This window comes from Kitasatospora sp. NPDC059973 (assembly GCF_042737525.1).
Classification (GTDB): domain Bacteria; phylum Actinomycetota; class Actinomycetes; order Streptomycetales; family Streptomycetaceae; genus Kitasatospora.
This window is the reverse complement of sequence record NZ_JBHWUI010000061.1, coordinates 13,360-37,741: the sequence shown is the minus strand read 5'-3', so window position 1 is coordinate 37,741 and position 24,382 is coordinate 13,360. Positions and strand designations below refer to the sequence as shown.

Annotated in this window: 23 protein-coding genes and 1 riboswitch; of the genes, 12 read left to right on the top strand and 11 right to left on the bottom strand. The window is 73.8% G+C overall.

Annotated features, from left to right (window positions below; translation table 11 throughout):
* The first annotated feature begins 217 nt into the window (after positions 1–217).
* From ACFWA9_RS18455 to ACFWA9_RS18430, 6 genes are all read left to right on the top strand, one after another.
* Complete coding sequence (locus tag ACFWA9_RS18455; protein ID WP_380388271.1) at positions 218–859, top strand: TetR family transcriptional regulator; 642 nt, start codon at positions 218–220, stop codon at positions 857–859.
* A gap of 290 nt (positions 860–1,149) precedes the next feature.
* A riboswitch (cobalamin riboswitch) is annotated at positions 1,150–1,226 on the top strand.
* Between the two features lie 109 nt (positions 1,227–1,335).
* Positions 1,336–2,601 (top strand): hypothetical protein, encoded by a 1,266-nt coding sequence (locus tag ACFWA9_RS18450; RefSeq protein WP_380388270.1) that lies wholly within the window; start codon positions 1,336–1,338, stop codon positions 2,599–2,601.
* Between the two features lie 125 nt (positions 2,602–2,726).
* A complete protein-coding gene (locus ACFWA9_RS18445) occupies positions 2,727–3,398 on the top strand; it encodes an SCO2322 family protein (protein ID WP_352289561.1) in 672 nt (223 codons plus the stop codon).
* Between the two features lie 597 nt (positions 3,399–3,995).
* A complete protein-coding gene (locus ACFWA9_RS18440; protein ID WP_380388268.1) occupies positions 3,996–5,165 on the top strand; it encodes a CbiQ family ECF transporter T component in 1,170 nt (389 codons plus the stop codon).
* Positions 5,162–6,775, top strand: a complete 1,614-nt coding sequence (locus tag ACFWA9_RS18435) for an ABC transporter ATP-binding protein (RefSeq protein WP_380388267.1) — start codon at positions 5,162–5,164, stop codon at positions 6,773–6,775. The genes ACFWA9_RS18440 and ACFWA9_RS18435 overlap by 4 nt, the downstream gene beginning before the upstream one ends.
* Positions 6,776–6,933: 158 nt before the next feature.
* Positions 6,934–7,704 (top strand): ECF transporter S component, encoded by a 771-nt coding sequence (locus ACFWA9_RS18430; RefSeq protein ID WP_380388265.1) that lies wholly within the window; start codon positions 6,934–6,936, stop codon positions 7,702–7,704.
* A gap of 273 nt (positions 7,705–7,977) precedes the next feature.
* On the opposite strand, the gene ACFWA9_RS18425 is transcribed toward ACFWA9_RS18430, so the two are convergent.
* Positions 7,978–8,328, bottom strand: a complete 351-nt coding sequence (locus ACFWA9_RS18425) for a DoxX family protein (protein ID WP_329487421.1) — start codon at positions 8,326–8,328, stop codon at positions 7,978–7,980.
* Between the two features lie 92 nt (positions 8,329–8,420).
* Here ACFWA9_RS18425 and ACFWA9_RS18420 point away from each other — a divergent pair, with 92 nt between their 5' ends.
* Entirely contained in the window at positions 8,421–8,852 is a 432-nt protein-coding gene (locus ACFWA9_RS18420; protein WP_380388263.1) for a winged helix-turn-helix transcriptional regulator, read from the top strand.
* A gap of 214 nt (positions 8,853–9,066) precedes the next feature.
* Here ACFWA9_RS18420 and ACFWA9_RS18415 read toward each other — a convergent pair whose 3' ends face one another.
* On the bottom strand, positions 9,067–9,399 hold the full coding sequence (locus tag ACFWA9_RS18415; RefSeq protein WP_329487423.1) for an antibiotic biosynthesis monooxygenase: 333 nt from the start codon (positions 9,397–9,399) through the stop codon (positions 9,067–9,069).
* A 247-nt stretch (positions 9,400–9,646) separates the two neighbouring features.
* The gene (locus ACFWA9_RS18410; RefSeq protein ID WP_359839469.1) at positions 9,647–10,024 is read right to left on the bottom strand and encodes a cupin domain-containing protein; all 378 of its coding nucleotides are present in this window, start codon (positions 10,022–10,024) and stop codon (positions 9,647–9,649) included.
* Between the two features lie 60 nt (positions 10,025–10,084).
* Here ACFWA9_RS18410 and ACFWA9_RS18405 point away from each other — a divergent pair, with 60 nt between their 5' ends.
* Positions 10,085–10,561 carry a MarR family winged helix-turn-helix transcriptional regulator gene (locus ACFWA9_RS18405; protein ID WP_380388261.1) on the top strand — a complete coding sequence of 159 codons (477 nt, stop codon included), beginning with the start codon at positions 10,085–10,087 and terminating at the stop codon, positions 10,559–10,561.
* Positions 10,562–10,635: 74 nt separating this feature from the next.
* On the opposite strand, the gene ACFWA9_RS18400 is transcribed toward ACFWA9_RS18405, so the two are convergent.
* Positions 10,636–12,702 (bottom strand): DHA2 family efflux MFS transporter permease subunit, encoded by a 2,067-nt coding sequence (locus ACFWA9_RS18400; protein WP_380388259.1) that lies wholly within the window; start codon positions 12,700–12,702, stop codon positions 10,636–10,638.
* Positions 12,703–13,018: 316 nt separating this feature from the next.
* Between ACFWA9_RS18400 and ACFWA9_RS18395 the strand changes: the two genes are divergently transcribed.
* Positions 13,019–14,107, top strand: a complete 1,089-nt coding sequence (locus ACFWA9_RS18395; protein ID WP_380388257.1) for a hypothetical protein — start codon at positions 13,019–13,021, stop codon at positions 14,105–14,107.
* 7 nt (positions 14,108–14,114) lie between these two features.
* Here the strand turns inward: ACFWA9_RS18395 and ACFWA9_RS18390 are convergent, their stop codons facing one another.
* The 4 genes from ACFWA9_RS18390 to ACFWA9_RS18375 form a co-directional block, all read right to left on the bottom strand.
* Complete coding sequence (locus ACFWA9_RS18390; RefSeq protein WP_329487428.1) at positions 14,115–14,702, bottom strand: TMEM165/GDT1 family protein; 588 nt, start codon at positions 14,700–14,702, stop codon at positions 14,115–14,117.
* A gap of 210 nt (positions 14,703–14,912) precedes the next feature.
* A complete protein-coding gene (locus ACFWA9_RS18385; RefSeq protein ID WP_359802854.1) occupies positions 14,913–15,692 on the bottom strand; it encodes an ABC transporter permease in 780 nt (259 codons plus the stop codon).
* A 3-nt stretch (positions 15,693–15,695) separates the two neighbouring features.
* Positions 15,696–17,321, bottom strand: coding sequence for a dolichyl-phosphate-mannose--protein mannosyltransferase (locus tag ACFWA9_RS18380; protein ID WP_380388255.1), 1,626 nt, complete (start codon positions 17,319–17,321; stop codon positions 15,696–15,698).
* 151 nt (positions 17,322–17,472) lie between these two features.
* On the bottom strand, positions 17,473–18,768 hold the full coding sequence (locus ACFWA9_RS18375; protein WP_359802858.1) for an MFS transporter: 1,296 nt from the start codon (positions 18,766–18,768) through the stop codon (positions 17,473–17,475).
* 158 nt (positions 18,769–18,926) lie between these two features.
* Here ACFWA9_RS18375 and ACFWA9_RS18370 point away from each other — a divergent pair, with 158 nt between their 5' ends.
* Positions 18,927–19,487, top strand: a complete 561-nt coding sequence (locus tag ACFWA9_RS18370) for a MarR family transcriptional regulator (protein WP_329487432.1) — start codon at positions 18,927–18,929, stop codon at positions 19,485–19,487.
* 241 nt (positions 19,488–19,728) lie between these two features.
* On the opposite strand, the gene ACFWA9_RS18365 is transcribed toward ACFWA9_RS18370, so the two are convergent.
* The 3 genes from ACFWA9_RS18365 to ACFWA9_RS18355 form a co-directional block, all read right to left on the bottom strand.
* A complete protein-coding gene (locus tag ACFWA9_RS18365; protein WP_352289598.1) occupies positions 19,729–21,549 on the bottom strand; it encodes a glycosyl hydrolase family 18 protein in 1,821 nt (606 codons plus the stop codon).
* Between the two features lie 299 nt (positions 21,550–21,848).
* Positions 21,849–22,490 (bottom strand): hypothetical protein, encoded by a 642-nt coding sequence (locus tag ACFWA9_RS18360; RefSeq protein WP_380388252.1) that lies wholly within the window; start codon positions 22,488–22,490, stop codon positions 21,849–21,851.
* Positions 22,491–22,714: 224 nt separating this feature from the next.
* Positions 22,715–23,275, bottom strand: a complete 561-nt coding sequence (locus ACFWA9_RS18355) for a DoxX family protein (RefSeq protein WP_329487436.1) — start codon at positions 23,273–23,275, stop codon at positions 22,715–22,717.
* A gap of 117 nt (positions 23,276–23,392) precedes the next feature.
* Here ACFWA9_RS18355 and ACFWA9_RS18350 point away from each other — a divergent pair, with 117 nt between their 5' ends.
* Positions 23,393–23,713: a barstar family protein gene (locus ACFWA9_RS18350; protein WP_329487437.1), complete on the top strand. Its 321-nt coding sequence runs from the start codon at positions 23,393–23,395 to the stop codon at positions 23,711–23,713.
* Between the two features lie 22 nt (positions 23,714–23,735).
* A complete protein-coding gene (locus ACFWA9_RS18345; protein ID WP_352289604.1) occupies positions 23,736–24,371 on the top strand; it encodes a MarC family protein in 636 nt (211 codons plus the stop codon).
* Positions 24,372–24,382: the final 11 nt, after the last annotated feature.

Genomic DNA, 24,382 nt, shown 5'->3' with positions numbered 1-24,382 from the left:
CTGAAGTCTGTGCTGCCGGTCGCTAAAGTAGATCAGGTTTCAGTGCGGTGTGGAGTTCGCCCGTGACCATGTGAACAATGAGAGACCTCGAAGATACCGGCCCGTAGCTTCTCCTCAGATGCCAGGGCTGGTGATTCACGCCACGCCGGAGCACTGCCGGAGCGTCCGCCGGACCGGCCGGAGCACCCCCCGTCACTCTCGCGCCCCGGGAGCACCCTTGCCACCGCCCGTCACCTCCGTGCCCGCCGCCGCCCCCGGCCCCGCCGGGCCCGCCGGGCAGTCCGCCGACCCGCCGCTGACCGCCCGCCAGGCCGAACGGCGGCGGCGGATCCTGCGGGCCGCGACCGGGCTGGCCGCCCGCGGCGGGTACGAGGCGGTGCAGATGCGGGAGGTCGCCGAGGGAGCGGAGGTGGCGCTCGGCACCCTGTACCGGTACTTCCCGTCCAAGGTCCATCTGCTGGTCGCGGTCATGCTGGAGCAGTTGCAGGGCCTCCAGGAGCAGGTCCGACGGCACCCGCCGGCCGAGCAGGACGCGGCCTCGCGGGTCGCCGAGACGCTCACCCGGGCGTTCCACGCGCTCCAGCGCGAACCGCTGCTGGCCGAGGCGATGGTGCGGGCGCTGTCGTTCGCCGACCGCTCGGTGAGCGCCGAGGTGGACCAGGTGAGCTCGGCCACCGGGCAGCTGATCCTGGACGCGATCGGCCAGTCCGGGCCGCCGACCGAGAGCCAGCGTGCGGCCGTCCGGGTGATCGAGCACACCTGGCACTCGGCGCTGGTCTCCTGGCTCTCCGGGCGGGCCTCGATCGCCGAGGTCCGGGCCGATCTGCACACCGCAGCGCGGCTGCTCACGCTGCCCTGATGCCCCGCCCGCGGGCGGGGCAGGGAAGGGGCCGGGGAAGTGGAACCTGTTCTCGGGGCGCGGGCGGGATCGGTCGGGGTGGGTCGGGATCGGTCGGGGTGGGTCGGGGTCGGTCGGGGTGGGTCGGGGTCGGTGGTTCCGGGGCTCGGGTGGGTTCGGGGCCGGGGTGGCTCCGGGGCCCGGGCGCGGTCGGCGCCCCGACTCCTCCACGCGGCGACCGGAGGCACGGCGGTCACGGTCGCGGCGGCTAAAGTCGACGGGCAAGACAACTCCATCCCGCTTCTCCTCCGGGGAAAGCCGGTGCGAATCCGGCACTGACCCGCAACCGTGAGCCCGGCGCTGGACGGCCGGGGCAGTCGGAGTGCCCGGAGAGAGGCGAGCGGCCATGCCGGGCACCTTTGTACCCGGCACCGTCGAGGTCTACGGAACGGCCCACCCGGGCCACCCCACCGCTCATCGAAAGGCTCAACCCCACCATGCTCACCGCCGCCCGCCTGGGCGCCGCCGCCCTGTCCGCCGCCCTGCTGGCCGGCGCCACCGCCACACCGGCCCTCGCCGACAGCCCCTCGGCCGGCGCCACCGCGCCCGTCCCCGAGGGCCTCTACGGCAAGGGCGACCCGACGTACGACGGCGTGTGGCGCCAGTCCCTCGCCCTCACCGCGCTGGCGGGCGCCAAGGTGACCCCGGCCGACTCCGCCGTCTCCTGGCTCACCGGCCAGCAGTGCGCGGACGGCGGCTGGCCGTCCTACCGCGCGGACGCCTCCGCCGCGTGCGACCCCAAGACCGAGGACAGCAACGCCACCGCCGTCGCCGTCCAGGCCCTGGTCGCGCTCGGCGGCCACCAGGACTCCGTCGACAAGGGCGTCCAGTGGTTCAAGGCCAACCAGAACGCGGACGGCAGCTGGCCCTACAACCCCGGCAGCCCCGGTGACGCCAACTCCACCGGCCTGGCCGTGAACGCCCTGCTCGCCGCCAAGCTGGACCCGGCGGCCGTCGCCAAGGCGGGCCGGAGCGCCTACGACGGGCTGGCGCTCTTCCAGCTCGGCTGCGCCGCCCCCGCCGACCAGCGCGGGGCCTTCGCCTACCAGCCCGACCCGGCCGGCGCGCTCGCCCCGAACGCCCTGGCCAGTGCCCAGGCCACGCTCGCCGCGGCGGGCGGGAAGCTACCGGTCACCAACACCAACCGGACGGACGCCGCGCCCAAGGCCCTGCCCTGCGCGAACGGCTCCACGGAACCGCTCGTGGCGCGCGCGGACTCCGCCGAGGCGGCCGGCGCCTACCTCACCGCCCAACTCGCGGCCGGTGACCAGCACCTGACGCTGACCCTGCCCGGGGCCGCCCCGACCCCCGACTACACCGCCACCGCCTGGGCCGCGCTCGGCCTGATCCAGAGCGGGCACCCGCAGCAGGCGACCGGCGCGGTGGACTGGCTGGCCACGGAGGGCGGCACCTGGACCAAGGGCGGCACCGACGCCTCGGCCACCGCCACCCTGCTGCTGGTCGCCCAGGCCGCCCAGCGGGACCCCGCCGCGTTCGGCGGCGACCTGGTCGCGCAGCTGACGGCGCTGGGCCCGGCGCCCAAGGCGACCGGCGCGGCCTCCGCCCCCGCCTCCTCGGCGCCGGCCGAGAAGAAGAAGGACGGCGGCTTCGGCCAGTGGTGGGTGATCGGCGTCGGCCTGCTGATCGGCATCGGCGGCGGGCTGCTGCTGAGCCTGCAGCGCAAGCGGGGCCAGAAGCTGTGACCATTCCCGGCACCCCCCGGGCCACCGCCCCCGCCGCCGAAGCCGGTGCGGGTCGCGCTGGTGTCGGTCGCGCTGGTGCTGTTCGTGGCGCGTGGGCCTATGCCGACCCCCAGCGGCGTCGGCGGGTGGTGGCCGCGGTCGTCCGGTTCCTCGCCGGACTGATCGCCGGGGTGCTGATCCTGCTGGTCATCGGCGCGGCGCCCGCGCAGGCCGCCGGGTACCGGTACTGGTCGTTCTGGAAGTGGTCCGACGGCGCCTGGGGCTACCAGCAGCAGGGCCCGGCCGTGTACGTGCCGCAGGACGGGGGCGTGGACGGGTGGCGCTTCGCCGTCAGCCCCGACGGCGGCCGGGAGGCCGCCCGGCCCGGTGCCGCCGGGGACTTCGCCACCACCTGCGGCGGTACCGCCGAACAGCCGGGGCGCAAACGCGTCGCCGTCGTCCTGGACTTCGGCACCCCCGCCGACTCCCCCGGCGAGACCCCGCCCGGACTCCGCACGGCCTGCGCGGTCGTGCCCACCGGTGCCAACTCGGCCGAGGTCCTGGCGGCCGTCGCCCCACCACTGCGGTACGACACCAACGGCCTGCTATGTGCCATCGCCGGCTACCCGAAGTCCGGCTGCGGCGACCAGCTCGGCGCGGCGAACAAACCGGCCGCGAACGGTGCGGGGGACGGTTCCGGGGGCGGCTCCGCCGACGGTGACCACGGCAGCGGCCCCGACATCGGCCTGATCGCGGGGGCCGTCCTGGTTGCCGCCCTGGCCGCCGGTGCGGTCTGGCAGGCCCGCCGTCGCCGCTGAGTCGGGCCGAATATGTAGACCGGTCCACCTATGTAGACCGGTCTGCATAGAAGGGGTACCGGGCCGGGCGCGCACCACGCGCCCGGCCCGTCAGCCCAACCCGGCCCCCGGGCCGGGTCCGGGCCGGGTCCGGGCCCAGCGGGCCCCCAGCCACACCCCGGGCCGGATCGGGACCTTTATACCAACCGGTCTACATAGAGATCAGCCCATCCCTGTAGACCGGTCTACATATACCGACCGGTCTACAGAAACCCCGGGCCCCAAGCGAAAGCAGGGCCCCGCCCGCAGAAACGTGGACAAGGCCGCAGGAAGCGCCCGGAGTAGGAAGTCGGCCCAGCCGACTTCCTACTCCGCGGCCGCCCCCCCCCCCCCCCGCGGCGCCCGCCCCCCCCCCGCGGAAACCCCCCGGCCCCCCACCCCATCGCGGGCCCCCCCCCCAACACCGGTGCACCGCCCCGCCCCCCGCGCGGTTTTTTTGCCGGCCCCCCCCCCTACCACCAACCCCGCCCCGCCCCCGCCCCCGCCCCCACACCTGCACCCGCACTCGCATTCGCACCCCACCCTCTCCCCCACCCGCCCCGACCTGGACCCCACCCCGTGACCACACCCCGCGCCCCCGGCCAGCCCCACCCCCCGCGCCGCGCCCGCCTCCCCCGGCCTCCCCGCCGCACCCCGCGCGCCGCCCGCACCCCGCTCGGCCCCCGCCAACTGCACCCCGGCGCCTGGTGGCTGTGGGCACTCGGCCTCGGCGCGGCCGCCACCCGCACCACCAACCCCCTGCTGCTCCTCCTGCTCGCCGCCGTCGCCGGCTACGTCGTGGCCGCCCGCCGCGGGGACGCGCCGTGGTCCCGTTCCTACGGCGCGTTCCTCCGCCTCGGCCTGGTGGTCCTCGGCATCCGCCTGGTCTTCGCGGTCCTGCTCGGCTCCCCGATCCCCGGCACCCACGTCCTCCTCACCCTCCCCGAAGTACCGCTGCCCGCCTGGGCGCAGGGCGTCCGGATCGGCGGCCGGGTCACCGTCGAGGGCCTGCTCGCCGCGCTCTACGACGGGCTGCGGCTGGCCACCCTGCTGGTCTGCGTCGGCGCCGCGAACGCCCTCGCCAGTCCGACCCGCCTGCTGCGCTCGCTGCCCGGCGCGCTCTACGAGGCGGGCGTGGCCGTCGTGGTCGCGATGACCTTCGCGCCCAACCTGGTCGCCGACGTGCAGCGGCTGCGCGCCGCCCGCCGTCTGCGCGGGCGCACCGACCGGGGCGTGGCCGCCGTGCTGAGCGTCGGACTGCCCGTCCTGGAAGGCGCGTTGGAGCGTTCGGTCGCACTGGCCGCCGCGATGGACACCCGCGGCTTCGGCCGCACCACCGACGTCCCGCCCCGCCTCGCCCGCACCACCGCCGCGCTCACCCTGTCCGGCCTGCTCGGGATCTGCCTCGCCGCCTACGGACTGCTCACCGCCGGCGGTGCCGGCTGGGCGGCGCCCGTCCTGCTGCTCGGCCTGGCCGCGGCCTTCGCCGGTCTGCTGCTCGGCGGCCGCCGCTCCCCCCGGACGCGCTACCGCCCCGACCCGTGGGCCCTCCCCGAGTGGCTGACCGCCGGATCGGGCGCCGCCGTGGCCGCGTTGACGATCTGGCTCTCCGCCCTCGATCCCGCCGCCTTCGCCCCGACCGTCGTCCCGCCGACCGCTCCCGCCCTGCCCCTGACCGCCGTCCTCGCCGTACTGATCGGCCTGGTACCGGCGTTCGTCACCCCGCACCCGCCCCGGAGGGCCTCGTGATCACCTTCGAGCAGGTCTCCGTCCAGTACGCCGACGCCGAGGCTCCGGCGCTCAGCGGCGTCGACCTGACCGTCCCCGAAGGGGAGCTCTGCCTGCTGGTTGGCCCCTCCGGCTCCGGCAAGTCCACCCTGCTGGGCACCGTCAGCGGCCTCGTCCCGCACTTCACCGGCGGCGTGCTGCACGGCCGGGTGACCGTCGCCGGGCGCGACACCCGCGAGCACCGACCGCGCGAACTCGCCGACCTGGTCGGCACGGTGGGCCAGGACCCGCTCGCCCACTTCGTCACCGACACGGTCGAGGACGAACTCGCCTACGGCATGGAGTCGCTGGGCCTGGCGCCGGACGTGATGCGGCGCCGGGTCGAGGAGACGCTCGACCTGCTCGGCCTCGCCGATCTGCGCGACCGCGCGCTCGGCTCGCTCTCCGGCGGCCAGCAACAGCGCGTCGCCATCGGCTCGGTGCTCACCGTCCACCCGCGGGTCCTGGTGCTGGACGAGCCCACCTCGGCCCTCGACCCGGGCGCCGCCGAGGAGGTGCTGGCGGTCCTGCAACGCCTGGTCCACGACCTGGGCACCACCGTCCTGATGGCGGAGCACCGGCTGGAGCGGGTCGTGCAGTACGCCGACCAGGTCCTGCTGCTGACGCCCGGCGCCCCGCCCGTCCTCGGCGAACCGGCCGAGGTGATGGCGCACTCACCCGTCCACCCGCCCGTGGTCGGCCTCGGCCGGCTCGCGGGATGGACCCCGCTGCCGCTCACGGTCCGCGACGCCCGCCGCAAGGCCGCCACCCTCCGCACCCGACTGGACGGCCTGCGCCCCGCCGCCGCACCCACCGACCCGGCCACCGCCCCGCTCGCCACCGCCGACCGCCTCGCCGTCGAGCGCGGCCCCGTCCCGGCTCTGCGCGGAGTGGACCTCGCCCTCCACCCCGGGGAGATCACGGCACTCATGGGCCGCAACGGCGCCGGCAAGTCCACCCTGCTCGGCGCCCTGGTCGGCCTGCACGCCCCCGCCGCCGGCAGCGTCCGGGTCGGCGGCCGGACCCCGCACCGCACCCGGCCCGCCGAGCTGATCCGCCAGGTCGGCCTCGTCCCGCAGGACCCGCGCGACCTGCTGTACGGGGAGAGCGTCGCCGGTGAGTGCGCCGCGGCGGACGGCGACGCGGGCGCCGACCCGGGTACCTGCCGCGCCCTGGTGGAGCGGCTACTGCCCGGCATCGCCGACGCCACCCACCCGCGCGACCTCTCCGAGGGCCAACGGCTCACTCTGGCACTGGCCGTGGTGCTCACCGCCCGGCCGCCGCTGATCCTGCTCGACGAGCCCACCCGGGGTCTCGACTACGCCGCCAAGGCCCGCCTGGTGGAGATCCTGCGGACGCTCGCCGCCGAGGGCCACGCCGTCCTGCTCGCCACCCACGACGTCGAACTCGCCGCCGAACTCGCCCACCGCACGGTGATCCTGGCCGACGGAGAGATCGTCGCGGACGGCCCGACCCCGGAGGTGGTGGTCTCCTCCCCCACCTTCGCCCCGCAGGTCTCCAAGATCCTCGCGCCCGGGCCCTGGCTCACCGTCCACCAGGTCGAACGGGCCCTCGCCGGGAGCGCCGAATGAACCGAAGCCGAATGCCCCGAAGCCGAACGAACCCAAGCCGAACGAACCCAAGCCGAACGAACCCAAGCCGGACGAACCGCACCCCCCGCGCGGGGAACCGCCCCGTCCCCCTCGGCCGCCGCTCGATCGCCACCCTGCTGCTCACCTCCTCGGTCGGCGTGGCCGCCTTCGGCTGGCCGCTGCTCGCCGCCACCGACTCCGCCCTGGTCGGCCACTCCACCGACGCCCCCTGGCTGTTCGCCCTGCTCCTGCCGCTCCTCCTCGCGGTGGTGATCGCCCAGATCTCCGAGGGCCGCACGGCCGGCGGCGGCGCGCCGGGCCTGGACGCCAAGTCGGTCGCCCTGCTCGGCGTCCTGGCCGCGGCGGGTGCCGCGCTGCGCCCGCTCGGCGCGGGCACCGCCGGCCTGGAGCCGATGTTCTTCCTGATGGTGCTCGCCGGGCGGGTCCTCGGCCCCGGCTTCGGCTTCGTCCTCGGCTCGCTCTCGATGTTCGCCTCCGCGCTGCTGACCGGCGGGGTCGGCCCCTGGCTGCCGTTCCAGATGCTCGCCATGGGCTGGGTCTGCCTGGGCGCCGGCCTGCTCCCGGGCGCCGCCACCCTGCGCGGCCGCCGCGAACTCGCCCTGCTCGCCGGCTACGGCGCCGTCGCCTCACTGCTCTACGGCACGGTGATGAACCTCCAGGGCTGGCCTTATATCGCCGGCCTGTCCGGCTCGATCTCCTTCGTCCCGGGGGACGACGTGAGCGCCAACCTGGTCCGCTTCGCCGCCTACTGCCTCACCACCTCCCTCGGCTGGGACCTCCCCCGCGCCGTCCTCACCGTCGTCCTCTGCCTCACCCTCGGCACCACCGTCCTCCGCGCCCTCCGCCGGGCCACCCGCCGCGCCGCCTTCGCCGCCCCGGTCGAGTTCCGCCCACCGCCCACCCCCTGAACGGTGGTGCGCCCCGGCCGAATCCGGGGCACACCACCTCGACGGGCAGGACGGCCGAAACCCGCGAGAAGCACCGGGGGCAACGCGGCCGAACTGTGACCAGGCGCTTGGCGGCCTGGAACGCCTCCCCCACAGCAGCCGGCCGTTGACCCGCTGTGGTCCACGGTCACCGGCTGATCATCGTGGTCGACGACAACTCATGACGCCCACCGGTGGCCGCCCTCGGAGGAGACTCGGCACGGTCGAGGCCGGCGCCGGACCGGCCGTCCGCTGTCAGAGGGTGGCGGCGCGCAGCACGACCAGGGCGACGGAGACGATGGTGAGGACCGCCGCCGGAGACGCGCCCCTGCGGTCGCCGACGCGCAGGTGGAAGGCGACCGCCCCGGCGAAGTAGAGCGAAAGGCCTATCGCGGCGGCGATCCCGACGGGGCCCCACCGGAGTCCGGCGATCGCACCGGCCGCGCCCGCGATCTGAGCGCCGATCAGGAAGGCCATCATGCTCTGCGACAGTCCGAGTGTGGACATCTGCTCGGTGATGTGCCGCGTCCGCAGAGCCTTGGCCCCGGCCGATGCCAGGAGAAGCGCCGACATGACCACGGTGACGACGGCGAGTGAGACGAACATGGCTGGACCTCAATCATGCGATGCGAGTAAGAGGCGTGCGCACCTCCACGACGATAGGCGGCCATCAGGTACCTCCAGGTAACCTTCGGGTCATGAGCCTGCGACCGGGAATCGCCTTCCTCGCCGACTGTCCCGCTCTCCTGGCCATGGAGATCATCGCCAGCAAGTGGTCCATGGTCACGCTCTTCGCGCTGACCGACGGCCCGTTGCGTCACGGCGAGTTGGTCGAGCTGAGCGGCGGCGTCTCGCGCAAGGTGCTGACCCAGACGTTGCGCCGGCTCCAGGCCAACGGGCTGGTCGAGCGGCACGCGTACGCCGAGGCGCCGCCGCGCGTGGAGTACGGCCTGACCGATCTCGGGCGAACCCTGGAGGAGCCCATCAGGATGCTCACCGCATGGGCGCGGGAGAACGGCGAGGCGGTCGTCACCTTCCGGGAAGCAGCCGAGGCGGCCGGCGCCATCGAGGCGGATCGGGCGACCCCGACGCAGACCCCTCCTGTTGATGAGGACCCGAACCGCTTCTGATCAAGGGAAGAGGCCGGACCCGGAGACCCTGGCGTCGCCTCGGGCAGCTTCTCTCGGCACGGCGACGAAGGGCACGGCGGCGAAGGGCACGGCGCCCCTCGACGGCCCGTCCCGGTCGGCCGCCGCCCACCTCGCCGTCATCGCGGGCGGCTGAGAACGCGGTTCGGGCCCTCCCCCGCGAAACCCGTGCGAGGAGAGGGCCCGAGGGAAGCGATCAGCCCTTCGGGCCGGCCGACTGGACGACCTCGAAGGACCAGAGGGTCGAGCCGGAGGCCGCCGGGCGCTGCGGCGCCTCGCCCTCGGCGGGCGGCGGCCCCTGGCGGTGGGCAGCCTGCATGGGGCCCTCCATCCAGGCCTTGAAGGACTCCTCGTCGGCCCACCGGGTGTAGACGAGGTAGTTGTCGGTGCCCTCGACCGGGCGGAGCAGTTCGAACCACTCGAAGCCGTCGGAGTTCTCCACGGAGCCCGCGCGGGAGGCGAAGCGCTTCTCCAGCACCTCGCGCTGCTCGGTGGGGACGGTCAGTACGTTGATCTTGACTACGCTCATGGCTCCATCCTGCCCCACAAGCGGGTGGCGGCAGGCGCGGAACGTCTCCCCGACCGAGCGGTGGCGCGTCCCGAAGTCGCGGCAGCCTGACCCCGAACCCGCGCAACGACGGGGCCTCCTGGGCATGGTCGACCAGCTGGACCGCGGCGGCCACCTCCGCCTGGAACGACAGCCCCGGCGGCCGCCGAACCTCCAGCGGCCCCCGCACCGCTCCGGAAGGGGCGGTGCGGGGGCCAATGCCCGTTGATCAGGCGATCCAGCCGGGGACGAAGGGCTCCTCCTCGGGCCGGCCGGCGACGGACACCCGGGCCCCGCCCGGCGCGGCGACCAGCGCGGTGACGGCTTCCCCGGCGGAGATCCGGCGCGCCACACCGGCGGGCAGCACGGCCGTGTCGCCGGCCGCCAGCGCGAAGGCGTCCTCGCCCAGTTCGACGGACAGGGCGCCGGTCAGGACGGTCCAGACCTGCTCGACGTCGAAGACGTGCAGCGGGCCCTGGCCGCCGGCGGCCATCTCCACGCGCCACATCGCGAGCGCGCTGCCGCCCTGGGTGGGTGAGGCGAGGGTGGTCATGGCGGCGTTGGGCGTCTCGGTACGACGGGCTTCGGTACGGCGGATGACGGACATGGGCGTGGCCCCCTAGAATGGTCAATGACGTTGTCTATATGGTCAATGAGGTTGTCTATCGTGTCAAGCGACTCCGCTCCCCCCGGCTTCGAGCTGCCGCTGCGACTGCTGCTCGCCTTCCGCTTGATCATCGACGAGCTGCACGAGCGGATCGCCCGTGAGGGCCACCCCGACCTGCGGCCGATGCACGGCTTCGTGTTCCAGGCGATCGGGCCGGACGGCACCACCGCCGTCGAACTCGGCCGCCGCCTCGGCGTCTCCAAGCAGGCCGCCGGCAAGACCGTCGAACAGCTCGAACAGCTCGGCTACGTCGAGCGCGGCAGCGACCCCGCCGACGCCCGCCGCAAGGTGGTCCGGCTCACCGCCCGGGGCGTGGACTGCCTGGTCCGGTCCGCCCGGATCTTCGACGAACTGCGCGCCCAGTGGTCCGACACCCTCGGTGAGGAGCGACTGCGCGCCCTGGAGACGGACCTGCGCGCCCTCGCCCCCGGCGACCCGTTCCGGCTCGACACGCCCCGGTGGTTCGGGACCCCCTGACGCACCACCAAGCCACCCAAGCCACCCCAAGGCACCCCCCGGCACGCCCGACGCCCCACCGAGGCACCCACCCCCTACACCGATCGCCGCTCCGCGGGCTCCGCCCCGGCCCGGTCCGGCCGGTCGCGCTCGTCCGCGCAGAGCGCGGCGGAGAGCTTGGTCAGCAGCTCCGCCAGGTCCGCGTACTGCTTCTCGTCCCAGTCCCCGAGCAGTTCGGAGAGCTGCTCACGGCGGGCCGCCACCAGCCGGACCGCCGCCGCCTCCCCCGGCTCGGTGAGCCGCAGCGGCAGGCCGCCGGTGCGCGCGGCCAGCCCCCGGTCCTCGACCTCCCGGGCGGCCTCCTCGACGACCGCGAGCGGCACGATCCGGCGCTCCGCCAGTTCGGCGGGCTCGGCCGACCCGTGGTGGTGCATCTGCAGCAGCAGCCAGCTGGAGGCCGGCTTGAGGTCGAGCCCGGCGCCCTCCGTGATCCGCCGGAACAGGTCGCGCCGGGCCTCCCGGGTGCTCAGCACCGACAGGGAGCGGGCGATCTCGTCCAGCGAGGAGCGCTCCACCGGATTGAGGCCGATCGACTCGCTCAGGTCGGGAGCGGTCACCGTCGAGCGCAGCTTCTGCTCCCGCAGGAAGAGCGACAGCACGAAGGCGACCAACGCCACCGGTACCGCGTACAGGAAGACCCGGGTGATCGACTCGGAGTACGCGTGGTAGATCGCGTCCTGCGTGGCGGCCGGCAGGGCGGCGATCACCCGGGGGTCGGAGGTGATCGCGCCGGGGTCGAAGCCGGCCGGCACCGGGACCCCGGAGGCGAGCGCGTCGGAGAGCCGGCTGTTGAGCCCGGAGGCGAACACGGTGCCGAAGATGGAGACGCCGAACGACGCCCCGATGGACCGGAAGAAGGTGGCGCCGGCGGTGGCCACGCCCAGGTCCTGGTAGCCGACGGAGTTCTGCACGATCAGCACCAGCACCTGCATCACCAGGCCGAGGCCCAGGCCGAAGACCAGGAAGTAGCAGCTCATCTCGAAGGTGCTGCTGTGCTCGTCCAGGCCGGAGAGCAGTAGCAGGCCCACCGTGGTGACGGCCGTTCCGGCGATCGGAAAGGCCCGGTAGTGGCCGGTCCGGGCGACGATCTGGCCGGAGCCGATCGAGGTGAACAGCATCCCCAGCACCATCGGCAGCATGTGGATGCCGGACATGGTCGGCGAGACCTGCATGACCACCTGGAGGAACGTCGGCAGGTAGGTGAGCGCGCCGAACATCGCGAAGCCGACCACGAAGGAGATCACCGCGACCAGGCTGAACGTCCGGGAGCGGAACAGCCGCAGCGGCAGCACCGGCTCGGCCGCGGTCCGTTCGACCAGGACGAAGGCGACCAGCAGGACGACGCCCAGCACGCCGAGCCCGACGATCTGCCAGGAGCTCCAGGCCCAGGTCGTCCCGCCGAGCGAGGTCATCAGCACCAGGCAGGTGGCCACCGAGGCGATCAGGACCGTGCCCAGGTAGTCGATCCGGTGCCGGCGCTTCACCTCCGTCCCGTGCAGGACGGCGGCGATCACCACCAGGGCGACCACCCCCACCGGCAGGTTGATGTAGAAGACCCAGCGCCAGCTGAGGTTGTCCACGAAGAGTCCGCCGAGCAGCGGTCCGAGCACGCTGGTGACGCCGAAGACCGCGCCGAACAGGCCCTGGTACTTGCCGCGGTCCCGGGGTGAGACCAGGTCACCGACGATCGCCTGGGAGAGCACCATCAACCCGCCCCCGCCGAGGCCCTGGAGGGCCCGGAAGGCGATCAGCTCGCCCATGTTCTGGGCGATGCCGCAGAGCACCGAGCCCACCAGGAAGATCACGATCGAGGCCTGGAAGAAGCGCTTCCGGCCGTACATGTCGCCGAGCTTGCCCCAGAGCGGGGTGGCCGCCGTGGAGGCCAGCATGTAGGCGGTGACCACCCAGGAGAGGTGTTCCAGGCCGCCGAGGTCGCTGACGATGGTGGGCAGCGCGGTGGAGACGATGGTCTGGTCGAGCGCGGCCAGCAGCATCGCCAGCAGCAGCGCGCCGATCGGCACCCAGAGGTTGGGGGCGGTGACCTCCGGCGGCCCGGGCTCGCCGGCCGGGCCGCGGTCGGACGCGGCGATCGGATCCGTCATGGAGACTCCAGGGGTCGCGGATCCCGGTCGGCGGGGTCCGTGCGGATGATCACTCCCAGCCACCATGCTGTCAGAAATGCCCCGGTCTGCGCCGTTCAGTTGAGCCGAACGTAAGAACGGCGGCCGTTCGGGGGACGTCGCCGACCGGCCGGCCGTTCATCGGGTCACAACCACCACCAACCGTCACAACACCCCCGCGGTGGCCCGGACGCCCCTGTCCACCCCTGGGACCGTCCTGCATAATCAGGCGCGTTCGCCCCCGGGGACACCCCTCCGGGGCGGGCGGAAGACGATTCGAGACCGAGGAGGACCGGCGATGCCGGACCAGCACTGCCCGACGTGCGGCACCGCGCGCTCCGCCGGGTGCCGGTGCCTCCCGGATCCGGGCCTGACCGAGACCGCCGTCCTCCCGCACCTCGAAGGCCCGCCGCTGGTCCGCCCGTACGTGCCGCAGGCCCTCGGCCCGATCGTGGACGCCCCGCCGGCCGGCGCCCCCGCGGACCCGTTCGCCACCACCGTGCTGCCGCCCGCCCAGGCCGCTGACGGCCCGCCGGCGCGACCGGCCGGGCCGGACGCGGACGCCTACGCGACGACCGTGCTCCCGCCGGTGATGTCGGTGCCGCCGCCGGGCCCCGGGCCGACGGTGGGACAGCCCCCGGCCGACGGCGCCGAGATCGGCTACTTCCCGTTCCACCCGGCGGCGCCCGACGCCCCGGGGCCGACCGGCGGCCGGGCCGCCCGGCGCACGGCGGAGCAGGCCGAGGAGGGCATGCCCGCCCGGCGCAAGGGCCTGCTGGCCGCGGCCGGCGCCGGGCTGCTGGTGCTCACCGTCGGCCTGGCGTACGCGGTGACGCCCTCCGCCGAGCCGGGCGACCGGGCGCAGCCCGCCCCCTCCACGACGCTGGCGCCCGTCCCGGTCGACCCGACCGCCCCGGCGCCGAGCCCGAGCGCGCCACCGTCCACCAGCGAGGCCCCGAGCCCGTCCCCGAGCAGGACGGCCAGACCGACCACGAGCCGGCCGGCGGCGCCGAGCGCCACGGCCGTGACGAGCACTCCGGTCCCGGCGGCTCCCCCGGCGCCGGCCCCCACCTCCACCGCGCCGACCCCGACGGCCACCGCCGCGCCGACTCCGACGGCGACCACCCCGGCCCCGACACCGACGGTGCGGGTGCTGGAGCGCGGGATGACCGGGGCGGACGTCAAGGACATGCAGCTGCGGCTCGCGGCCACCTCGTGCGGATTCGTCGACAAGTCGATCGCCACCAGCACCTTCGACTGGTGGACCGCGACGGTGCTCGGCGACTACCAGCGCAGCTTCAAGATCAAGGGCGAGACGGGTCCGAGCGGCGCCTTCTACGGGCCGAAGACCCGGGCCGCCCTGGAGAGCGACCCGGGTACCTGCTGACCCCCGGTCAGCCGGTGATCGCCTGGAAGATGCTGAACCCGGCCATCAGCACCATGATCCCGGCCGCCACCCGGATGATCATCTTCATCGGGACGTGCTTCAGCAGCTTCTGGCCGCCGAGGATGGCGATCCCGGCGACGGCGCAGAGCGCCAGCCAGGCGCCGAGGCCGACGGCGAGCGGGTCGGCGTACTTGGCCGCGAGGTTGGCGGTCATGATCTGGGTGAGGTCGCCGAACTCGGCGATCGCCACGACCACGAAGCTGGCCCCGGCGACCTTCCAGAAGCTGTTGGCGGACGGCTCCTTGGCGGCGTGGCCGTCCTCGTCGTCACCGCCGCCGTGGAAGAGCAGCATCGCGGCCCCGGCCAGGAACAGCAGGCCGGTGACTCCCTCCACCCAGCGGTGCGGGAGCAGCGCGAGCAGGTGCCCGGCGACCAGGGCGATGCCGACCTGGAGGGCGAAGGCGGCGGCGATGCCCGCGAAGACATAGCTCGCCCGGTACTTGGCGCCGAGCATCAGGCTGGCCAGGGCGGTCTTGTCCGGCAGTTCGGACAGGAAGACGATGCCGAAGGTGATCGCGGCTACGGTCAGGCTCATCGGGGGTTCGGTATCCCTCAGGGTCGGGCTGCCCGGCCTCGGCAGCTCCGTGAGGGGTCGCTCCGGCCCGACAGCGCTGGTCAGAACATCACAGCACTGCGGCCGAAGGTCTCGCCGGCATCCAGCTGACAGATGCCCCGGGCGCCGGGCCCCGAGGGGCCAGTATGTCGACGGTCCGGTGGAGGGCTACTCCCCTTCAACGCGCCAAGCCTACCCGACGGCGCCGGGCGGCGAGGCGCCCAGCAGCCCGCGGGCGACCAGCTCCAGCACCACGACGACCGCCACCGACTCCACCGCCAGCAGAGCGACCAGCACGAACAGCTGCACGGCGCCGGCCTGCACCGGGGAGGCGCCGCCGAGCAGCATGCCGACGAACGCCCCGGGCAGCGTGACCAGGCCCACCGTCCTGGTCTGGTCGAGGGCCGGGACGAGCGAGGTCGCGGCGGCCGTCCGGCAGATCTCCAGCCGGGCGTCGCGCTCCTCGAAGCCCAGCGCGAACGCCGCCTCCACCTCGCCGTGCCGCTGGCGCAGCTCGTCCAGGGCACGCCGGCCGGCCAGCGAGGTCGCGGTGAGCGCGCCGCCGATCAGGATGCCCGCCACCGGGATGACCGAGAGGCCCTTCGGCGGCAGCAGCCCGACCCCCAGCAGCAGCCCGAGCACCGGCAGCACCCCGGCGCCGATCGGCACGGCCGCCCGGACCCACTGCGGGCCGGCGGTCAGCCGCCGCCCGGCGGTGCGCACCGCGACCGCGAACATCAGCAGCACGAACAGCGCCGACCACCAGAGCGAGCCGACCACCCAGGTGATCACCAGCGCGACGGCGGCCAGCTGCGCCGCCGCGCGCAGCCCGGCCCGCAGCACCGCGTGGCCGTGCCCGAGCAGGCCCCACCCGGCCACCGCCACGGCGGCGGCCAGCAGCACGGCGGCCACCACCCCCAGCAGGGGGGTGACCGGCAGCAGCTGGTTCCCCGCGGCCGCCGCGAGCGCCATGCCTCAGATCCAGCTGGTGAACCACATCCGGTCCTGCCAGGACGTCATGGGGATCACCTCCGCCGTGTAGAGCGGATAGAAGAAGGCGAAGCAGGCCACGATCGCCAGCACGATCAGCCCGGCCCCGGCCGCACCCACCCGGCGCCGCTCGGGCGAGCACCCGGCCGGGCCGAGCATCGCCCCGAGCATCTGCGCCACGGCCAGGCAGAGGAAGGGCACCAGCACCACCATGTAGAACGAGAAGACCGTCCGCTCCTGGTACTGGAACCACGGCAGGTAGACGCCGGCGACGCCGCAGAGCACCGCGCCCGAGCGCCAGTCCCGGCGGAAGAACCAGCGCCAGAGCAGGTAGGCCAGGGCGAAGCAGGCCGTCCACCAGAGCAGCGGGGTGCCGAGGCCGAGGATCTGCGCGGCGCAGCCGCCGGAGGCCGTGCAGCCCTGCTGCCCGTTCGGCACCTGCTCCCAGTACATGGAGACCGGGCGGCCCTGGACCAGCCAGCTGAACGGGTTCGACTGGTAGGTGTGCGGGGTGCTCAGGCCGGTGTTGAAGTCGTACATCTGGGCGTGGTAGTGCCAGAGGCTGCGCAGCGGCGCCGGCACCCAGCTCATCGGGACCTGCGGCAGCGGGATGCCGAGGAAGCTGTCGGCGGAGAGGCCGGCCCGGTCGTCGGCCCAGTGCCGGTCGTACCCGCCGCCGGTGCGGCCGCCGGTGGCGAGCCAGCCGGCCCAGGAGCCGACGTACACCACGAGGGCCGAGCCGACCATGGCGAGCAGGGCGGGCGGCGCGTCCCGGCGCAGCATCGAGCGCCAGGGGCGGCGGGCGCCGGCCCAGCGGCGGCCGGACTGGTCCCAGAGCACGGTGAGCAGGCCGAACGCGGCGAGCACCATGACGCCGTTCCACTTGACCGCGCAGGCGGCGCCGAGCGCGACCCCGGCGGCGATCCGCCAGGGGCGCGGGCCGAGGCGGATCCGGTCGCCGTCCGGCCGCGCGCCGTCGCGGGCGGACGCCAGCCGGGCCCGGGTGCGGTCGCGGTCGACCAGCAGGGAGCCGAAGGCGGCGAGCACGAAGAACATCTGGACGCCGTCCAGCAGGCCGACCCGGCTCATCACCAGCTGGAGCCCGTCGACGGCCATCAGCAGGGCGGCGGTGCAGCCGATCAGGGTGGAGCCGAACAGCCGGCGGCCGATCCGGGCCAGCATCAGCACGGTCACCGTGCCGAGCAGCGCGGTCATGAAACGCCAGCCGAAGGGGTGCAGGCCGAAGCCCCATTCGCCGAGCGAGATGACCCATTTGCCGAGTGGCGGGTGGGCGATGAACTCCGGCGCGGAGGTGAGCGGGATGCGCTGCGGCACCCCCAGGATGTCGGCGTTGGCACTGTCCGGCCAGGTGCCCTCGTAGCCCTGTCGCAGCAGCGACCAGGCGTCCTTGGGGTAGTACGTCTCGTCGAAGACGAAGGCGTTGGGGTAGCCGAGGTTCCAGAACCGCAGCAGTCCGGCGAAGAGCGCCACGCCGATCGGCCCGAGCCAGCCGGCCCGTTCGGCCGCCCAGCGCGGCAGCCCCCGACGGGCCGGTACGGGGGCTGCGGGGGCCGCTGGTGCGGGTGGGTGCGTGAGCGCCGCTTGCGTCATAGCCTCGCCGATTTCGCCTGTCTCGCCTGTGCCGGTCGGAGCCGGACGGTCAACAGCCACTGACACTATGTGCCGGTGGTCACGAATCCAAGCGCGACGAGCGCCGTCCAGGTGACCCGGACGGCGCAGTCGTGGCATGTCAGGCCGGGCGTCACGCCGCGGTCTGGAGCTCCCGGACCGGGAGGGTCGTCCGAACGACGGCCGGGGCCGCGTTGTCCTGGACGGCGGTGAGGTACGGGCGCAGCCGCAGCGCCAGGACCACGATCAGCACGGTGGAGCCGGCCATCGCCGCCAGGTAGAGCGGCCAGGTGCCGGAGCCGACCAGCAGCACGCCGACGGCCGGGCCGACCGCGATCGCGACCTGCTTCACCAGGGCGTACCCGGAGTTGTAGGTGCCGAGCAGCCGGGCCGGGGCGAGATCGGCGACGATCGGGCCCAGGGTGGGGGCGAGCAGCGACTCGCCCACCCCGAACAGGGCGTAGATCGAGACGATCGCGACCGTGGCGGCCATGGTCTCGGTCCGGATCAGGCCGGCCACCAGGGCCATCGCCCAGGCACCCAGCCAGACCACGCCGGCCGCGGCCATCGCGGTGGTGCGCCGGCGGCGGGCGGTGATCCGCACCACGAACATCTGCAGCACGACGATGGTCAGCGCGTTGGCGCCGATGGCGATGCCCAGGGTGGAGGGAGCGGTGCCGACGGTGTCGGTGGCGAAGGCCGCGACACCGGACTCGAACTGGCCGTAGCAGGTGAAGAAGATCAGCCCGGCGAGCACGCAGAGCCGCAGCATCGCCTTGTCGGCGACCAGCGCCCGCAGGCCCTGGGGGCCCTTGGCCGCGCCCGGGACCAGGACCGGGGCCGCGTTCGGGATCCGGGCGCTGCCGGTGACCAGGGCCAGGCCCAGGAAGGTGACGGCCTCGATGGTGAACAGCCGGGTCAGGCTGGCCGGGTCGGCGACGTCCACGATCTGGCCGCCGACCAGCGCGCCGATGCCCATGCCCAGGTTGATCAGGGTGAACTGCAGCGCGAAGGCGTGCGACCTGGTCGCGGCGGTCGAGCAGCGGACGATCATGGTGGCGAGCGCCGGCTGGCAGGTGGTGACACCCGCGCCGAACAGGAAGGACGAGACCAGCAGGGCCGGGGTGCCGGTGGCGTGGCCGAAGGCGAACGCGCCGGTGGCGGCGAGCGCGGCACCGGCGAGCAGCACCGGGCGCGGGCCGTACCGGTCGATGCCGCGGCCGGTGAACGGGAGCACCGCGAGCGCGGCCAGCGCGAAGACGGTGAACACCATCCCGGCGGCCAGCGAGCCCAGCCCCCGCACCTGGTCCACGTACACGAACATGTACGGCATCGTGAATCCGCTGCCGAACGCACTGAGCGCGTTGCCGATCTGGACGCGGCGCAGCGGGCCGCCCGCCCCATGACGCCGCTGCCTCTGCTGCTTCACCGTGCCGGTCACCGTGCACACCCCTTCGCTGGTTTCAATGAATACTCTTAAGGGCAGAAGATTTAAGAGCTAAAGTCTGCCGAGATAAAGTCTTAGCACCGGAAGACTGTGGAGTCAAAGGCTTAAGGTCTGCACCCCCACGTGCGACACTGGTCCGCATGACAGCAGACAAGCCCGCGCCGGCCGCCCCCGACGAGCTGGGCATCGCCGAGCAGGTGGCCGTCTACCAGCGGGAATTCCCCACCGTGGACCCGCAGGTGGAGACCATCGTGCAGACCCTCTCCCGGGTCGCCCGGCGGATGGGCGTCTCCTACAGCCGGCAGCTGACTGTGCTGGGAATCACCTCCGCCGAGTGGGAGGTGCTCAAGGCCCTGGTGGTCGCCGGGAACCCCTACCGGCTGGGACCGGGCGAGCTGGCCAAGCGGCTCGGGCTCACCCCGGCCGCGATGACCCACCGGATCGACCGGATGGTCGCCGAGGACCTCGTCACCCGGGAGCGGGACGAGACCAACCGGGTCCGGGTGATCATCGAGCTGACCGAGAACGGCCGCGACAAGTGGCTGGAGTCGATGCGGATGGCGGCCGTCTTCGAGGAGGAGCTGCTCCAGGACGTCGTCGGCGAGGACCGCACCGTGCTGTCCGCGATGCTGGCCCGGATGCTGCGGCGGATCGAGGAGAGCCAGCCCGACGCCCTCGGGCGCACCGACGACCTGGCCTGAGCCCGACGGGCCGGTGGCCCGGTGGGGCCGGCCCGAGCCCGGTGGCCCGGTGGCCCGGTGGCCCGGTGGCCCGGTCGCCCGCCCCGGGCCCGGGAACGTGGAAAGTCCGGCCCGCCGGGGTGTCGTCCCCCGGCGGGCCGGACTCGTGGTGCGAGGGTCCGTCAGGGCCCTCAGATCTTCAGGTGCTCAGGTGCGCGGGCCCACGGACGGCCGGGCGCCTGAACGGTGGAGCGGTACGGCCTCAGCAGGGACCGTTGTCGGTCCAGACGCCCCACTGACCGGTGGTGGTGGGGTCCTCGCCCTTGGTCCACCACTTGTTGGTGTAGTAGTGACCCTTCCAGGAGACCTTGGTCGAGGTGGCGTAGGTGGCCGCCGCGTCCCAGCTCGGGGCGGCGGAGCAGCCGGCCGGAGAGGTCGGGGTGGTGGTCGGGGTCGGGGTCGTGGTGGGGGTCGTGGTGGGGGTGGCCGTCGCGGTCGGGGTCGGCGTGGGGGTCACCGTCTTGGTCGGGGTCGGGGTGGGGCTCGGCGCGGCCGGGCAGGCGGCGGCGGACCCGTTGGTGGCCTCGACCATCTTGTCGAACAGCGCGGTCTTGGTCCCCAGGTCGTACAGCGAGAAGGCGAAGGAGCCCCCGAGGCCGTTGCAGTGGGCGTAGTCGACCTTGGCCTGGATCGACCGGGTGTCCTCACCGCTCCAGAACGTGGAGCCGTCGTAGAAGTACGTGGTCTTCGCCGTGTCGTCCCAGAAGGTCCGGGCCGGGTTGTCGACGAAGCCCGCGAGCTCCTTGTACATCTGGATGCCGGGGACGTTGCCGGACATCGCCGCGCCGGTGGCCGGGCCGGTGGCGGGCTGGAAGAGACCGTTCTTGCCGTTGTTCTGGACGCCGGTCCAGCCGCGGTAGTAGAACGGCACACCCACGTTGATCTTCTTGGCGGGGAAGCCGCCCGGGATGCCGTAGTCGGTGTCACCGGCGGTGTACGCCTTGATCGCGGCATCGACCGAGTACTTGCCGTTGCCCGGCGCGGCCGGGGTCATCGGGTCGTCCGGGCCGGAGTAGATCGGGGCCTGGTGGTTGGTCGGGCCCTTGGCGTCCCAGGCACCGTGCATGTCGTAGGTCATGATGTCCAGGAACGTGAGGTACTGACCGATCTTGTCGGTCTCCACGTTCCGGATCTTGTCCTGGCCGGCGCCGACCGCCGCCGCCGTGGCGTAGGTCTTGCCGTCGGTCTTGCCCTGGGCGTCCAGCTGCTCGCGCAGCTCCTTCAGCAGCAGGGTGAAGTTCTGCTTGTCGCTCGGGCTGGAGATGTTGCCGGTGTGGCCGCCGCCGCCCGGGTACTCCCAGTCGATGTCGATGCCGTCGAAGATGCCGGCCGCCGAGCCCGGGCCGCCGTAGCCGGCGTCCGTCGGCAGGTTGCCCTTGATGAACATGTCGATGCAGGACGAGACCAGCTTCTTGCGGGAGGCGTCCGTGGCGGCCGCCGCCGAGAAGTACTTGGAGTACGTCCAACCGCCCAGCGAGATCAGGACCTTGAGGTTGGGGTTCTTCGCCTTCAGCTTCTTCAGCTGGTTGAAGTTGCCCGCGATCGGCTGGCCCCAGGCGTCGCCGACGCCGTCGACCGAGATGTCCGGGCCGAAGCTCTTCTGGTAATCGGCGAACGCGTCGCCCGCACCGTCACCCGCGTTGGGGTTGTTGTCGTCCTGGCTCGCGGCCTTGGTGGCCTCGAAACAGTTCAGGTTGGTGGGGTGGATGTTCGCGAACGAGTAGATCAGGTAGTCCAGCTTCCCGGCGACGCCGGTGTCCTGGATCGTCTTCGGGTAGTACGCGTTCGCGTAGATCGACCACTGGTCGAAGTAGGCGACCTTGATGCCACCGCTGGTGGCGGGCGCGCCGGTGGAGTTGGTGACGGCCGCGCTGGCCGAGGCACCACCGGTGAGGGCGAGGCCCGCGCCGAGCAGCAGGGAGGCGGTCGTGCCGACCGCGAGGGCGGCCAGGCTCTTCGGGCGCCGCCGGCGGCCGCCCTCCTGAGCCGGGGTCCCGGCCCTTTCGATACGTGAACGGAGCATGGGTGCGTGACTCCTGGTTGTGGGGGATCCGCCGCGCCTGGCGGGCTCGTACGGGGTGGGGCCGTACGACCAGGGCATGACAGAGCGGGGGAAAGGGAATCGAGCGGGTACATGCCTGACGGACACCGGGATATGCCGAACCGGCGCCCGCGGCCACAGACCGCTGACGCCGGTTCAGGGGCTCCCTGCACCTGTGGATTAAAATGGACTAGACCAACTCGCCCGTCAAGGGGTGATGTTGAGGCTTGAGTCGCGCTTAAGGTTGGCCCCCCGCCGGGCCGGCCCCGCTGACCTGCGGATCAGTACCGGACGGCGTTGGCCACCACGACCTTCACCGAGCCGGAGAGGTCACGGTTGCTCCGGGCGGTGGCCTGGGCGGTCTGCCCGGCGGCCACGTCCGGAACGGTCACCGCCGTCGCGTCCAGGACGTTGCCGGAGTCGTCGGTGAAGTTGACCTGAATCACGTACCGGTTGGACTGCTGCTCGTGGTTGGCGACGGAGAGCGTCGCCTCGGCCTTGCCGTCCGAGCCGATCGTCACCCCGCTCACCGTGACGTCCCCCTTGGCGTCCAGCCCGCCCTTGACGTTCGCGACCGCCGAGGAGGCCGCCGCCTGCGCCGAGGCGGCCACCGACGCCACCGCGGAGGAGGCCGCCGAGGAGAGCCCGCTCGCGGCCGACTCCACGGCCGAGGCGGCGGCGGAGGCGGCGGCCGAGAGGCCCGACTGGACCGCGCCGGCGGCCGAGGAGACGGCCTTGCTCGGCTCGCTGTCCGAGGAGCAGCCGGCCAGCGCCGCGGTGCCCAGGGCGGCCGCGGCCAGGACGCCGGCCACCGCCCGGCGGGGACGGCGCACCACCGCGGCGGTGACGTCCTGGGCGGTGGTGCGGGTCGGGTGGGTCGGGCCGGTCGGGCGGTTCGCCCGGGTCGGCGACTGGCGGTCCATGGGTCCTCGATTCTGCGCGTCGTCGTCCGCGCTGCTCTCGTCTCCGCGCTGCGGCGGCTCTGTGCTCCGGCTCGGCGCCGGGCTGCCCGGCACACCTCACGCCCACCCTCCGAGGGCGCGACCGCGCCCGCCAACAGGGATGGGCATCCGGGTGAGGGTCGCGGCGGGCCGCGACCGCGGGGTTCCGCGCACCGCCCGGCGCGCGGAACCCCGGCGGGGCGGTTTCAGGACAGCCCCGAGCCCTCCTGCGTCTGCGCCTCCACGGCGGCCCGCTCCTCGCGCAGCCGCACCACGTGCCGGCGGCGGGCCACCACGCCGTACGCCGAGGCGGCGCTCGCGGCGAACGCCACCAGGCCCACCCAGGGCCGGTCGAAGGCGTGGCCGGTCAGGTGGTCGAGCGAGTACCGCCCCGGGCCCGCCAGGCCCAGCGCGAGCCCGGTCGCCCCCAGGAACGCCGGGTACTCGTAGCCGCCCGACATCACGAAGAAGCCGGACGGGGCGTGCACCGCGACCGCGCCCGCCATGGTGCCGGCCACCACCGCGCCGGCCGCCGGGGTGGCCAGCCCGGCCACCAGCAGCGCGCCGCCGCCGGCCTCGCCGAGGCCGGCCGCCAGGGCGCTCTGCCGGGCCGGGTGGAAGCCCATGTGCTCCATCGCCTGGGTGGTGCCCTCCAGGCCGCCGCCACCGAACCAGCCGAACAGCTTCTGGGTGCCGTGCGCGATCAGCACCCCGCCGACGGCGCCGCGCAGGGCCAGCAGGCCGAGATCCTTACGGTTCAGACACATGTCGAGTCCTCGTTCCAGCGGAGGTGATCCGGCTTCCATAGGAGCCGAAAGGGCGGGCCGGCTCGACCCGGGGCCGCCATCCGGGCGAACATCGGAGCACCGAGGAATGGAGGAACGATGGCCACCGACCCGCCCGCGCCGCCGCCCGCGTACCAGCTGGACGGCCACGCGATCACCGACCGCGTCGCGTTCTACACCGCCCTGGGCGCCGCCCTGAACGGCCCCGGCGGCTACTACGGCAGCAACCTCGACGCGCTGGCCGACTGCCTGCACGGCGGCTTCGGGCCCGCTCCCCCGTTCACCCTGGTCTGGCGGGACGCCGGCACCGCCCGGCGGCACCTGACGGGCACCGTCGTCATCGGCGGGCGGCGGCTGAGCTACTTCGACGCGATCCTCGACACCCTGCGCACCGAGGGCGTGGCGGTCGAACTGCGCTGAGCGTCCCGATCATGCTTGGCCCATGTTCGTCTTCAACCTGAGCAGCGCGTTCATCGCCTTCTTCGCCGTCGTCGGCCCGCCGAAGGTCCTGCTGTCCTTCGCCCGGCTGGCCGCCACCCGCAGCACCCACGAACTGCGGCGGCTGGCGGCCTGGAGTTCCCTGATCACCGCCCTGATCGGCCTGGTGCTCGCCTACAGCGCGGACTTCGTGACCTCGCTGTTCCACATCAGCGACCAGTCGCTGCAACTGGCCGGCGGGACGATCTTCTTCGTCTACGCCGTCGCCCTGGTCCTCGGCATCCACCTCGGCGCCGGCACCGGCGAGGACGACGACCACCTGCCGAACCCGATGGTGGACGGCATCCGCGAACTGATGCTGCCGTACGTGGCCAGCCCGCTGGCGGTCACCGCGGTGCTGGTGGGCTCGCTCAGCAAGGACGACTGGGGCTGGCGGACCACCGTCGTCGGCGCCTACATCGCCGTGGTGGTGATCAACTACATCTGCGTGGCGGCGCTCGCCCCGCTGATGCGGCGCACCCACCGGACGTCGCTGGAGGTGCTCTCCCGGCTGCTCGGCCTGCTGCTGGCGGCGGTCGGCGTGGAGCTGTTCCTGAACGGCCTGGCGGGGCTGGGCCTGCACCTGCCCGAGGCGCACTGAGGACGGCGCGG

Bases quoted from the DNA above. Each gene is read 5' to 3' on its own strand.
- ACFWA9_RS18425 (WP_329487421.1), bottom strand. From the start codon at position 8,328: ATGTTCGTCTCACTCGCCGTCGTCACCGTGGTCATGTCGGCGCTTCTC.
- ACFWA9_RS18370 (WP_329487432.1), top strand. From the start codon at position 18,927: ATGACAGCAGACAAGCCCGCGCCGGCCGCCCCCGACGAGCTGGGCATC.
- ACFWA9_RS18380 (WP_380388255.1), bottom strand. From the start codon at position 17,321: ATGACGCAAGCGGCGCTCACGCACCCACCCGCACCAGCGGCCCCCGCA.
- ACFWA9_RS18410 (WP_359839469.1), bottom strand. From the start codon at position 10,024: ATGTCCGTCATCCGCCGTACCGAAGCCCGTCGTACCGAGACGCCCAAC.
- ACFWA9_RS18385 (WP_359802854.1), bottom strand. From the start codon at position 15,692: ATGGCGCTCGCGGCGGCCGCGGGGAACCAGCTGCTGCCGGTCACCCCC.
- ACFWA9_RS18420 (WP_380388263.1), top strand. From the start codon at position 8,421: ATGAGCCTGCGACCGGGAATCGCCTTCCTCGCCGACTGTCCCGCTCTC.
- ACFWA9_RS18450 (WP_380388270.1), top strand. From the start codon at position 1,336: ATGCTCACCGCCGCCCGCCTGGGCGCCGCCGCCCTGTCCGCCGCCCTG.
- ACFWA9_RS18350 (WP_329487437.1), top strand. From the start codon at position 23,393: ATGGCCACCGACCCGCCCGCGCCGCCGCCCGCGTACCAGCTGGACGGC.
- ACFWA9_RS18395 (WP_380388257.1), top strand. From the start codon at position 13,019: ATGCCGGACCAGCACTGCCCGACGTGCGGCACCGCGCGCTCCGCCGGG.
- ACFWA9_RS18415 (WP_329487423.1), bottom strand. From the start codon at position 9,399: ATGAGCGTAGTCAAGATCAACGTACTGACCGTCCCCACCGAGCAGCGC.
- ACFWA9_RS18390 (WP_329487428.1), bottom strand. From the start codon at position 14,702: ATGAGCCTGACCGTAGCCGCGATCACCTTCGGCATCGTCTTCCTGTCC.
- ACFWA9_RS18365 (WP_352289598.1), bottom strand. From the start codon at position 21,549: ATGCTCCGTTCACGTATCGAAAGGGCCGGGACCCCGGCTCAGGAGGGC.
- ACFWA9_RS18345 (WP_352289604.1), top strand. From the start codon at position 23,736: ATGTTCGTCTTCAACCTGAGCAGCGCGTTCATCGCCTTCTTCGCCGTC.
- ACFWA9_RS18355 (WP_329487436.1), bottom strand. From the start codon at position 23,275: ATGTGTCTGAACCGTAAGGATCTCGGCCTGCTGGCCCTGCGCGGCGCC.
- ACFWA9_RS18360 (WP_380388252.1), bottom strand. From the start codon at position 22,490: ATGGACCGCCAGTCGCCGACCCGGGCGAACCGCCCGACCGGCCCGACC.
- ACFWA9_RS18400 (WP_380388259.1), bottom strand. From the start codon at position 12,702: ATGACGGATCCGATCGCCGCGTCCGACCGCGGCCCGGCCGGCGAGCCC.